Source organism: Methylobacterium sp. D54C (assembly GCF_053345595.1).
On record NZ_JBKFAK010000011.1, the window covers coordinates 12,819 to 24,824 of the forward strand.

8 protein-coding genes are annotated in these 12,006 nt (G+C 68.1%); 7 read left to right on the forward strand and 1 reads right to left on the reverse strand.

Translation table 11 applies throughout. The features are described 5' to 3' along the window. The first annotated feature begins 127 nt into the window (after positions 1-127). The 7 genes from ACLBYB_RS20095 (at position 128) to ACLBYB_RS20125 (ending at position 11,035) form a co-directional block, all read left to right on the forward strand. Positions 128-2,041: an HWE histidine kinase domain-containing protein gene (locus ACLBYB_RS20095; RefSeq protein WP_447699783.1), complete on the forward strand. Its 1,914-nt coding sequence runs from the start codon at positions 128-130 to the stop codon at positions 2,039-2,041. Positions 2,042-2,148: 107 nt separating this feature from the next. Continuing rightward, positions 2,149-4,935, forward strand: coding sequence for a PAS domain S-box protein (locus tag ACLBYB_RS20100; RefSeq protein WP_447699784.1), 2,787 nt, complete (start codon positions 2,149-2,151; stop codon positions 4,933-4,935). After that, complete coding sequence (locus ACLBYB_RS20105; RefSeq protein ID WP_447699785.1) at positions 4,932-5,315, forward strand: response regulator; 384 nt, start codon at positions 4,932-4,934, stop codon at positions 5,313-5,315. Before ACLBYB_RS20100 ends, ACLBYB_RS20105 begins: the two co-directional genes overlap by 4 nt. A gap of 244 nt (positions 5,316-5,559) precedes the next feature. After that, complete coding sequence (gene nikR / locus ACLBYB_RS20110) at positions 5,560-6,048, forward strand: nickel-responsive transcriptional regulator NikR (protein ID WP_447699786.1); 489 nt, start codon at positions 5,560-5,562, stop codon at positions 6,046-6,048. 245 nt (positions 6,049-6,293) lie between these two features. Next, positions 6,294-8,318 carry a TonB-dependent receptor gene (locus ACLBYB_RS20115; protein ID WP_447699787.1) on the forward strand — a complete coding sequence of 675 codons (2,025 nt, stop codon included), beginning with the start codon at positions 6,294-6,296 and terminating at the stop codon, positions 8,316-8,318. Between the two features lie 489 nt (positions 8,319-8,807). Continuing rightward, the gene (locus tag ACLBYB_RS20120; RefSeq protein WP_447699905.1) at positions 8,808-9,890 is read left to right on the forward strand and encodes a YeiH family protein; all 1,083 of its coding nucleotides are present in this window, start codon (positions 8,808-8,810) and stop codon (positions 9,888-9,890) included. Positions 9,891-9,955: 65 nt separating this feature from the next. Next, the gene (locus ACLBYB_RS20125) at positions 9,956-11,035 is read left to right on the forward strand and encodes a molybdopterin-dependent oxidoreductase (protein ID WP_447699788.1); all 1,080 of its coding nucleotides are present in this window, start codon (positions 9,956-9,958) and stop codon (positions 11,033-11,035) included. Between the two features lie 13 nt (positions 11,036-11,048). On the opposite strand, the gene ACLBYB_RS20130 is transcribed toward ACLBYB_RS20125, so the two are convergent. Then, positions 11,049-11,933: a LysR family transcriptional regulator gene (locus ACLBYB_RS20130; RefSeq protein ID WP_447699789.1), complete on the reverse strand. Its 885-nt coding sequence runs from the start codon at positions 11,931-11,933 to the stop codon at positions 11,049-11,051. Between the last annotated feature and the right edge of the window lie 73 nt (positions 11,934-12,006).

Consider the following 12,006-nt stretch of genomic DNA (forward strand, 5'->3'; position numbering starts at 1 on the left):
ACGACCGTTCGTACTCTCCGAAGCCCGACACCGAATTCATCCATGATCGGACCGGGATGTAACCTCAGACCACAAGACGGTTGCGCGCAACTCGTCTAGTCTACGATTCCGACACTCGCCCGATAACATGCCGAAGCCTGCCCTACCGTCCCTGGTACGCGATCCGGTCCGCCTCGAAGCGCTGGCGGCGACCGGCATCCTGCACACCCCGCCGGAGGCGGAATTCGACGACATCGCCCAACTGGCCGCATTGGTTTGCGACACGCCCGTCGCGCTCGTCAGCTTCGTCGCGGAAGACCGGCAATGGTTCAAGGCGCAGGTCGGTTTCCCGCTCTGCGAGACGACCCTCAACGCCTCGGTCTGCGCATACACTCTGGCCGCTCAGGACCTCCTGACCATCCCGGACCTGACCGTCGATCCGCGGACCCGGAACAACCCGCTGGTGACCGGGGAGCCGTTCATCCGCTTCTATGCCGGGGCACCGCTGCGGGACGCGGACGGGCAGGTGCTCGGCAGCCTGTGCGTCATCGACCACGACCCCCGGCCCGGGGGCCTGACCGAAAGGGAGGCGGACGCCCTGCGACGGCTAGCCCGGCAGGTGATGACCTTGATGCGCGAACGGCGGCTCAACGCGGAGATGCGGACGACCCGCGACGCGCTTCGGACGTCGCAGGAGCGGCTGGCCTTCGCCTTCGCGGCGTCCGGCAGCCTCGGGTGGTGGGATTGGGACATCCCGGCCAACCGGCTCTACGCAGGGGAGCAGTTCGCCCGCATGTACGGCGTCGATCCGAAGGAGGCCGCCGGGGGGGCGCCGCTCGCCGCCTTCGTCGACGGCATCCACCCGGACGACCGGGGCTGGGTAGGCGAGCGCATCCAGACCGCCCTCGATACAGGGGGCGAGTTCAGCGAGGAGTACCGCCTGCTTCGCGCGGACGGGACGCTGACCTGGGTGCACGCCCGGGGGCGGTGCTTTCTCGACGACGAAGGCAGGCCGCTGCGCTATCCCGGCGTCGCCGTGGACATCACCGCCCGCAAGCTGGCGGACGCGGCCCGCGCCGTAGGCGAGGCGCGGCTGAAGTCGATCATGGAGACCGTGCCGGTCGGCATCCTGCTCGCCGAGGCGCCCTCGGGCCGCATCCTGATGGGCAACCAGCGCCTGGCGGAGATCCTCGGCCACGACACGCTCTACGCCTCGTCGAGCGACGCCTACGGTGCGTTCGTGGCCTTCTACGAGGACGGGCGGCGGGTTGAGGGACACGAGTATCCCCTCGCGCGCATCACCGGGGGCGAGTGCAAGCGTGCGGTCCTGGAGGTGCTGTACCAGAGGCCGGGCGGTGCGCGGCGCTGGATCATGATTACCGGCGAGGCGGTCGAGGACGAGCGGGGCTCGACGGTCGGGGCGGTTTGCGCGGTCAGCGACATCGACGACCGCAAGGCCGCCGAGGCGTCGCAGGACATCCTCAACCGCGAGCTCAGCCACCGGCTCAAGAACACCCTGGCCATGGTGCAGTCCATCGCGACGCAGACCCTGCGCAACGCGGCGAGCCTGCCGGCGGCGCAGGAAGCGCTGGCGGCCCGTCTGGTCGTCCTCGGCAAGGCGCACGACGTCCTGCTGCTCGGACATTCCGAGACGGCCAACGTCCGCGACCTCGTGCGGGGGACGCTGGCGCTGCACCAGGACAAAGCCGGTCGGTTCCACATCTCCGGGCCGAACCTGTTCATCGGGCCGAGCGCGGCGCTGATGCTCGGGCTGGTGCTGCACGAGCTCGCGACCAACGCGACCAAGTACGGAGCCCTCTCCACTGCGGCCGGCCGTGTCGACCTCGACTGGAACGTAACCGGGGACAGGGAGGATGCCGAGTTTCGGCTGGACTGGCGGGAGCGGGACGGCCCCCCGGTCGCCCCGCCGGACCGCAAGGGCTTCGGCTCGCGCCTGATCGAGCGCGGAATGGGCGGCGGACGGGTCGCCATCGAGTACCGGGTCGAGGGCGTCAGTTGCGTGGTGAGCGTGCCGATGGAGAGCCTGCAGTCGCGAGCCTGACGATAGGCCGACAGGGTGGCGGATCTCCTCCTGCGCTTTCGCCGGACAATCTTGGATGGCGAACTCCTCCAAGGCGTTGATCGGAAAGCCGCAGTGACGAGGCGTCGGTGCTTCGCTATCAGCCTCGCCCATGGACGATGCTGGTTGCCGGGGGGCAGGCGAACTTCTCGATGGATAACGATTTGCGATGCCTCACGCGCGAGGAGCTTGAGGCAGAGGTCCGCCGCCTGAGGGCGAAGTTGGCCGACCGACCGGATTACGGCCCGGGCCCATCCGACCCGCACCCACGCCCGGCATCGACCGACACCGACGTGTTGTTCTCCGCCGTCGACAAGACCGGCCTGCCGATGATCCTGACGGATCCCAACCAGGACGACGATCCGATCGTCTTCACCAACCGCGCTTTCCTCGAACTCACGGGCTACGGAATCGACGAGGTCGTCGGGCGAAACTGCCGCTTTCTTCAGGGACCCGACACCGAGCCCGACCGCGTCGACGCCATCCGCGCCGCCCTCCGGGAAAACCGCGACCTCACCGTCGAGATCACCAACCACCGTCGTGACGGCACGCCCTTCGTCAATGCCCTGTTCGTCGGCCCCGTCTTCGATGGCGAGGGACGGCTGCGCTATCGCTTCGGCAGCCAGATCGACGTCACCGAGGCGCACCGCAACCGAGAGCGCCTAGCCGAGAGCGAGGCACGCCAACGCGCCATCTTCGACAGCGCCAGCGAGATGGCGATCATCGTCACCGACACCGCTGGTACGGTGACCGATTGGAACGTCGGGGCCACGCGCATCCTGGGCTGGTCGGCCGAGGAGATGCGCGGGCAGCCCATCGAGCGGATCTTCACGCCGGAGGATCGAACGACCGGTCAGATGCGCAAGGAGATGGACGGCGTCTTCCGCGATGGCCATGCCGAGGACATGCGCTGGCATCTGCGTAAGGACGGCGGCCGGTTCTATGCGGTTGGCGACATGACCTCGCTGCGGGGGCTCGACGGGACACACCGGGGCTTCGTCAAGGCGTTCAGCGACCGCACGCAGGAGCGCAACCTCGCCACCAAGGAACAGGCCGACGCTGAGTTCATGCGTAGCGTCCTGGCGTCGTCCGCCGACTGCATCAAGGTGCTCGACCTCGACGGCGGCCTGACCTTCATGAGCGAGGGCGGCATGCAGGTGATGGAAGTCAGCGACTTCAATCACATCAAGGGCTGCCCATGGCCGAGCTTCTGGCAGGGCCAGGGGAACGCCGATGCGCTGGCGGCCTTGGCTATGGCCCGGGACGGGGGGATCGGCCACTTCCAGGGGCGCGCGGACACCTTCCTCGGCAATGCCAAATGGTGGGATGTTCAGGTGACGCCGATTTTTGGCCCTGACGGGCGGCCGGAGCGGATCCTGTCCGTCTCGCGCGACACCACCGAGCAGAAGTCGTTCGAGGAGCGCCTTGCGGCGAGCGAGGCCCACTGGCGCGACCTGTTCGAGCGCTTGAGCGAGGGGTTCATCGTCGGCGAGGTCGTGCGCGATCCGACCGGGCGCATCACGGATTGGCGCTACGTCGACGTCAACTCCGCCTGGGGCCGGCTCGTCGGCGTCGCAACGGACAGCGTCGTGGGACGCACGATCCGCCAAGTCTTTCCGGGTATTGAGGACGCCTGGGTCGACGAGTTCGCCGACGTGGTCGAGACCGGAGAGCCGGTGACGTTCATCCGACAGGTCGGCACCCTGGCGCGGTGGTACGAGGGCCGGGCCTTCCCGCTCAGCAACGAGCGCTTCGGCGTGATCTTCTTGGAGGTGACCGAGCGGGTTGAGGCCGATGCACGTCGCAGCGGCCTCTTGGAACTCGGGGAAAGGCTGCGGGCCGACATCGGAACCGACGCGATAGCGAAGGCGGGCGCCGCCATTCTCGGTCGCGTGCTCGGCGTTAGCCGGGTGGGCTACGGCACCGTTGGCTCGGATGGCGATAGCTTCGTCGTGGAAGAGGATTGGACTGCGACGGGGTTCCCGACGCTGGCCGGCCGCTACCGCATGGACGATTACGGCCTCTACGCCGAGGACCTCCGGCAGGGGCGGACGGTCGTCATCCCGGACGTACGCGAGGATCCGCGCACCGCCGCCTCCGCCGCGACCTTGGAGGCGGTCTCCGCCCGCACGCTCGTCAACGTACCCATCGTCGAGAAGGGCAGGACGGTGGCGGTACTTTACTTGAACGACGACCGCCCGCGGGCCTGGGATGAACCAGAGGTCGCGTTCGTCCGCCAGATCGCTGAGCTGACCCGCCAAGCCGTCGAGCGGCGGCGTGCCGAGGAGCGGCAGGACCTGCTGAACCACGAACTCTCCCACCGCCTCAAGAACACGATGGCGATGGTCGTGAGCATCGCGCACCAGACTCTGCGGTCCGTCCGGGAGCGCGAGCCGGTGGAGGCATTCCAGAAGCGCATCCAGGCTTTGGCGTCGGCCCACGACCTGTTGCTGCGCAAGGACTGGACGGCGGCGGATCTTCGGACCGTGTGCTGGGAGGTGCTCGGCACCGCGGCCGAGGCCCGCCGCTTCACGCTCGATGGCCCCGATGTGGCGCTCGGCCCCAGTGCCGCTCTGTCGGCGTCGCTGCTGCTTCACGAGCTGGCAACCAACGCGGCCAAGTACGGCAGCCTGTCCGGCGAGGAAGGCCAAGTCGAGTTGCGGTGGTGGATCGACGGCGCGACGGGGGAGCCAGGGTTGGTTCTGCGGTGGCGCGAGCACGGCGGCCCACCCGTAACGGCGCCGACCCGACGGGGCTTCGGTTCGCGCCTAATCCGCACGGGCCTCGTCGGAACGGGCGAAGTCGACGTTACATACGACACGGACGGGGTGATCGCGGTGATGCGCGCACCAATGGTCGAGGTGCAGCGCTCATGACAATGACCGAGGCGGACGGCGACGGGGTACGGCCGGTCGTGCTTGTGCTCCAGGACGAGCCGATCCTGGCAGGGATCATGCGGGACTTCGTCGAGGAGGCGGGGTGCGACGCGGTCGTGGTGCGCACCGCCCAGGCGGCGGTCCGCACCCTGGAGGAGCGTACGGACATCCGGGTGGTGTTCGCCGATCTCGACGTGCGCGGCTCGACCACCGGGCTGAAGCTGATGGCGATGATCCGGGATCGGTGGCCGCCCATCGAGTTGGTCCTGACAGGTGCTCTGGCGCCGGACCTCGACGCCATCCCGGCGCGGGGCGTGTTCTGCGACAAGCCCTTCCGCGAGGGCAAGGTGATCTCAGCAATCCGTAGCTTCGCCGCGTGAGCCAAACTCTCCGGCCGCACCGTGGAGGTGATGGCGCAAAGGATCGGAAGCGAGTGGAACAGGGAAGCCTGCTTCCCTTGATCTAACGCTCGAAAGCGGAACGGCTCAAAACCACCCACCCCAGCCGATCGAAACGCTGTCGACGGTTCTCTAAAGCGGCCGTTCGTTCGTTCTCCGACGACTTCGACTAAGGGTGGAAAGCGGTGCCACCTGGCTGCGCCGCGACGGTCACATCGAGACACCTATGCAGCGCGTTACCATCACCATCGACGACGAACTGCTGACGGCGATTGATGCACTCTGCGACAGCCGCGGCTACGGCAGCCGCTCCGAGGCCGTGCGCGATATTGTCCGAGACGCCCTGGCGCCTGCTCGCGCCGCCGGCGCTGGATCAGCGGCCTGCTACGGGGCGCTCAGCTACGTCTACAGCCACGGCACGCGCGATCTGGCCCGCCGGCTGACCGATCAGGGTCACCAGCACGGCGTCTCTATCGCCAGCATGCACGTCCACCTCAACCACGACGACTGCCTGGAGGTGGCCGTTCTGCACGGGTCGGTCTCTCAGATGCAGAGCTACACGGATGCCGTCATCACCCAGCGCGGGGTCCGTTACGGTCATCTGCATCTCATCCCTGAAGGTGACGAAGCTCATCATCTGCATGGCCATGACAACAAGGCTGCCGATGGTGCTGCGTCTCACGAGCAACAGGGCCAGGCTAATCCGGCGGTGTGAGTTATCCGTATATTTCTCATACTCCAGCCGTGCCAGAATAAGCAAACCGTCACGCTTCGCCCGGTCTGCAAGTGCCTCGTCCGATCTCCCGACCCAGTTGCTCCTCGCTAGGCACTCGCGTTCGCAGCGTCACCCGTCCGCTGCTCACCACTAGCGGCCTCGTCATCGCGACATGCACTCCTGGATGGGCAGCTCCCGATGCGGCTGCGCCATCACCGTCCGCGGTCACGCTGTCCGAGATCTCCGTGGTCTCCGCGCAGCCTTCGACCACTCTCACGCCAGGGACGCCGAACGCCAGCGCCGGGTACGTCGGAGGCGTTACCGGAATCGGCGGCGCCCTGCTGGCGGTGGACTCCGCCAGCGCTGGCATCATCAGCGGCGCGGCCATCAACGCCCGACCGGTCACACGCCCCGGAGAGGTGCTCGAAGAGGTCCCGGGCTTGATCGTCACCCAGCACAGCGGCGAGGGCAAAGCCAACCAGTACTTCCTCCGCGGCTTCAACCTCGACCACGGCACCGACATCGCCATCAGCGTCGACGGCATGCCGGTGAACATGCGCACTCACGCCCACGGTCAGGGCTACGCCGACCTGAACTTCCTGATCCCCGAACTCGTCGGCGCGGTGGAGTTCCACAAGGGCCCGTACTTCGTGCGCGACGGCGACTTCGCCTCTGCGGGCTCGGTCCGGATCGACTACCTCGACAGCGTCGCGACGAACCTCGCGCTGACTTCGATTGGCAGCTTCGGCTACAAGCGCGCCCTGTCGATCGCCTCGGTGCCGCTGGGCGAGGGCAACCTCCTCGTTGCTGGGGAGGCGCAGGTCTACGACGGGCCCTGGGTCGTCCCGGACGCTCTGCGCAAGATCAATGGCGTCGCCCGCTACAGCCAAGGCACTGCGCTCGATGGCTTCTCGATCACCGGCATGGCCTATGCAGCCCGCTGGACCGCCACCAACCAGATCCCCGAGCGTGCCGTCGTCTCAGGGCAGCTCAGCCGTTACGGCACGATCAACCCTACGGATGGCGGCGACACGAGCCGCTTCTCTCTCTCTGGGCGGTTCAGCGCGACGGACGAAACCGGCGTCACCCGGGCCTCGGCCTACGTGATCCGCTACCAGATGAACCTGTTCAACGACTTCACCTACTTCCTCAACGACCCGGTCAACGGCGACCAGTTCCACCAGCTCGACCAGCGCATCCTCGGCGGCGGCGAGGTGTTGCACATCTTCCAGGGCGACCTGTTCGGCCGTCCGCTGGAAGTCGAGGTCGGCGCCCAGACCCGCACCGACTCGATCCGGGTCGGGCTGTTTAACACCACCTTCCGCCAGTACCGCTCCGGGGTGCTCGACGACCGGGTGCTGGAGTCGAGCGGGGCTCTCTACCTCGACACGCGGGTGCGTTGGACCGAATGGCTGCGCACGAGCGTCGGGGTGCGAGCCGATGGCTACTACGCCGATGTCCGCTCGGACACGCCCGCCAATTCCGGCAAGGCTACCGACGGGATCGTCAACCCGAAGCTCGGCCTCGTTTTCGGCCCGTGGTTCGATACCGAGTTTTACGTGAACTACGGCGGCGGCTTCCACTCGAACGACGCCCGCGGCGTCACCGCCACGGTGGATCCCGCCAGTCCCCTGTTCAACATCACCCGCTCGCCGTTCCTGGTGCCCTCCACGGGCTACGAGGTGGGCGTCCGCAACCGATCGATTGCCGGGCTGGAGACGAGCCTCGCCCTGTTCCGGCTCGACTTCGCCTCGGAGAACATCTTTCAGGGCGATACCGGCACCACGGAGCCGAGCCGCCCGACCCGGCGCTTCGGGGTCGAGTGGACGAACCGCTATGCCGTGACGCCCTGGCTCTCGCTAGAGGGCGATCTGACGATCACCAACGCCCGGTTCTCCAGCTTCGACCCAGTGGGCAACCGGGTGCCGGAGGCGCCCACCACCATCGCGTCGGCAGGCGTGACCTTCGGCGAGCCGCTCGGCTGGTTCGGGTCGCTCCGCTTCCGCTATTTCGGGCCCCGGCCTCTGATCGAGGACAATTCGATCCGCTCGCGGGCGACCGCGCTCTTCAACGGCCGGATCGGCTATAACTTTAACAACGGCGTGAGCGTCTCGCTGGACGTGCTGAACCTGACCAACAGCAAGTCCGACCAGATCACCTACGCGTATGTCTCGCGCCTGCCCGGCGAGCCCGCTGAGGGGCTGATCGACCGGGTCTTCCACCCGGTGGAGCCCACGGCCGTGCGCCTGACGATTGCGGGCCGCTTCTGATTTTACCCATCCGCATTCGGACGGTCAGACTGCCTCTTTAGGTGCGTCAGCGACACGGCTACGCCCGCTTCGATGCTTTTCTGCTCAGACGCGGACCGGCAGAAATCCACCCAACTCAGCCGTTTAAGGCGCCCGCCAACGAAGCTGGACAAGGCCGAAATCGATCCGTCCGCTTCGATGAGTTGGTGGGAAAATCAGCCGTAATTTCAACAGCCCCTGCTCGGCGTACTGTTGGCTGTTCAGGCAACACAAGCTCGCCTGAAGGATCCGGTCGTTTGCGTTGGAAACTCCGGAACCAAAATCTGCAGGGCTTCCGCGAACTCTGTCCACTCACTCCGATGGCGCTACGGCCGTGTGGAGAAACGAAAGCTGCTGATCACCGGCAACTCATCAAATAATTCGATCAACACGTTCGATACGTTCCGTTGGATTGATCGATTGGCTGCGGCCATGATCCAGAGCAGATCCAGCCCACGATGTGTCCGCACCATGTTCGCAGCAACCTTTTCTATGTCGCGCAAGCTTGCCCTGCGCCACGTCCTGCCCGGCCTGATCCTGTGCCTCGCGGTGACAGGCGCCGCCCTCACCCTGGAAGGGGTCGAGGAGTATTTCTTCGGTCGTGCGTGGTTGGAGGCTCTCGTTCTCGCCATCGTGCTAGGCACGGCCGTTCGCACAGTCTGGAGCCCGGGGCCGCGCTTCGTTCGCGGTATCGCGTTCGGCGCCAAGACCATCCTGGAGATCGCCGTCGTCCTGCTCGGCGCCTCGCTGAGCCTGGGTACCTTGCTTGCGGCAGGACCCGGACTGCTCATCGGCATTGCAGGGGTGGTGGCTCTCGCCATCGCCGGGAGCTACGGCATCGGCCGGGCCCTCGGGCTGGCCCCGCGCCTTGCCATCCTCGTCGCCTGCGGCAACTCCATCTGCGGAAACTCGGCGATCGCGGCGGCGGCCCCGGTGATCGGCGCGGACGGCGAGGACGTCGCCTCGTCCATCGCGTTCACCGCCGTGCTCGGAGTCCTCGTCGTCCTCGGCTTGCCCCTGCTCGTGCCGCTGCTCGGGCTCTCGCCGATGCAGTACGGCGTGCTCGCGGGTCTCACGGTCTACGCCGTGCCGCAGGTGCTCGCCGCGACAGCCCCCGTGGCCGCCCTCAGCGTCCAGGTCGGAACCCTGGTCAAGCTGGTCCGCGTGCTGATGCTCGGGCCGGTGGTGCTGGCTCTCTCATTGGGAGCGAGTCGGCTGCGGGCGGAAACGGACGCAGCCGCACCGTCCATGGCGGAAGGGGACCGCCCCACCCCAGGCTGGGTGCCGCTGCACCGGCTGGTGCCGTGGTTCATCCTCGCCTTCCTGACCCTGGCGGGTCTCCGCTCGGCGGGGCTCATTCCCGAGGCGGCCGTGCACCCCATGGCCGCGACGGCGAACGGGCTAACTATCGTGTCGATGGCGGCCCTCGGCCTCGGGGTCGATGTGCGCAGCGTCGTCAAGGCGGGACCCCGCGTCACCCTGGCGGTCGTCGCCTCGCTCGCCGCCCTGACCGCCGTGAGCCTCGGGCTGATCCGCCTGCTCGGTATCGCCTGAGAGCAGCTTGCCACTTGGCACGTCCGAGCGCGTTGGACCCCAACCTTCTTCGAGAGACACACCCGATGTCGAGCTTGGCTGAGCGGATGGCGCGCCTGATCGTCCACGGCGAGCGGCCCTATAATGCCGAGCCGCCGCTATCACGCCTACGGGCCGGTTACCGGACCCCTGCGGACGATTTTTATGTCCGCTCCCACGGCGACCTGCCGGAGATCGACGCCGCCACTTGGCGCCTGTCCGTCGATGGCGAGGGCATCGGCCCCCTCAATCTGTCCCTGGCGGATCTGCGCGCGCGTTTCCCCGAGGCGACCGTCACGGCCACGATGCAGTGCGCAGGCAACCGCCGCGCCGACCTGCGGGCGGTGGCGCCGGTCTCGGGCGATCCCTGGGACGGTGGCGCCATCGGTACGGCCGACTGGACGGGTATCCGCCTCGGCGACGTCCTGCGGGCGGCAGGGGTGACGCCGCGGGCGAATCTCCATGTGGCCTTCGAGAGTCACGACGTGGTCGAGGGCCAGCCCTACGGCGTCTCGATCCCCCTCGCCAAGGCGCTCGCCGACGAGACGGTGCTGGCCTTTGCGATGAACGGGGCCCCGCTGCTGCCCGAGCACGGCTTCCCGGCCCGCGCCGTCGTGCCGGGCTTTGCCGGAGTGCGCAGCCCAAAATGGCTGCGGCGTATTACGGTGCAGGACCATTCGTCGGCCAACCCGATGCAAGCCGACGACTACAAGTTCTTCCCGCCGGACGTGACAGCCGAGACCGCCGACCCGGCGCGAGGCCACACCATCGAGACAATGCCGCTCAACGCGGCGATCTGCGAGCCCCCGCGCGGGGCTCGGCTCGACGCGGGCGAGACGCCCGTCCGTGGGTACGCCATCGCAGGAGACCGGGCGGTCGTGCGGGTCGACGTCTCGGGCGACGGCGGGCGCTCCTGGCGCCAGGCCACGCTGGACCACGAGGCCGACGCGCCCTTCGCCTGGACGTTCTGGGAGATCGTGCTGGACCTTCCGCCCGGCGAACACGAACTCGCGGTGCGCGCCTGGGACTCGGCCGGGCAGACCCAGCCGGCGCAGCCGGACGACACGTGGAACTTCAAGGGCTACCTCAGCGCCTCGTGGCACCGTGTGCGGGTCGAGGTCGCTTGAATCGCGCAGCCGGTCAGGGGGCAGCTTGGATCATAGCGAGCAGTGTGTCGGCCGCGCGGCTGCGGTAACGCTCCCTGTGGCGCAGGACTTGGAAGGTCCGCGTCGGCAGGGCGAGGGGCACGGCGACGAGTGCGCCGGTTCGCAGCGAGGGTCCCACCACCGCTTCGGACAGCACGCTCGCGCCGGCCCCCGCCAGGACGGCGGCGAGGACGGCCTCGTTCGACGGCAGTTCCAGGGCGACGGCGAGCGCATCCGGCGCGATACCCGAGGCAACGAGCGCCGCCTCGAAAGCGGAGCGCGTCCCCGATCCGGGCTCCCGCAGCACCCAGGAGGCCGAAGCGAGATCGGCGGGTTCCGGCCGTGCGCATCCGGCCAGGGGGTGGCCGGGCGAGACCACGAGCACCAGCCGGTCCTCGGCGATCGGGGTGCTCCCCAGACTGGCGTCGTCGATCGCGCCTTCCACAAAAGCGAGTTCCGCCGTCCCCGCCCGCACCGCCTCGGCGGCCTCTGCCGTGTTCCCGATGCCGAGCCGCAGGACGATGTCCGGGTAGGCCGCCCGGAAGGCGACGAGGTGCCGGGGGAGCCAGTGGCTGGCGATGGTCTGGCTCGCTCGAACGGCCAGCGTGCCCCGCCGCAGGCCGCTGAGGTCCGCCAGCACCAGTTCGGCCGCCTGGGCGCGGGCGAGCACGGCGCGAGCTTCACCGAGAAAGACGCGGCCTGCCTCGGTCAACTCGATGCCCCGGCCGACCCGGTGGAACAGCTTGACGGCGTGTCGGGTCTCCAGCGCGTTGACGGCGGCGCTGACCGCCGACTGGACGAGATTCAAAGCCTCGGCCGCCCGGGTGACATGCTGGCGCTCGGCCACCGCCACGAAGATCCGCAACTGGTCGAGGGTCATGGCGTCTCGGGCTCAGCAGGGCCTGGGCTGACGGGGGAGGTCAGGCGGGGCCGTCGCGTCTCTATGCACACCG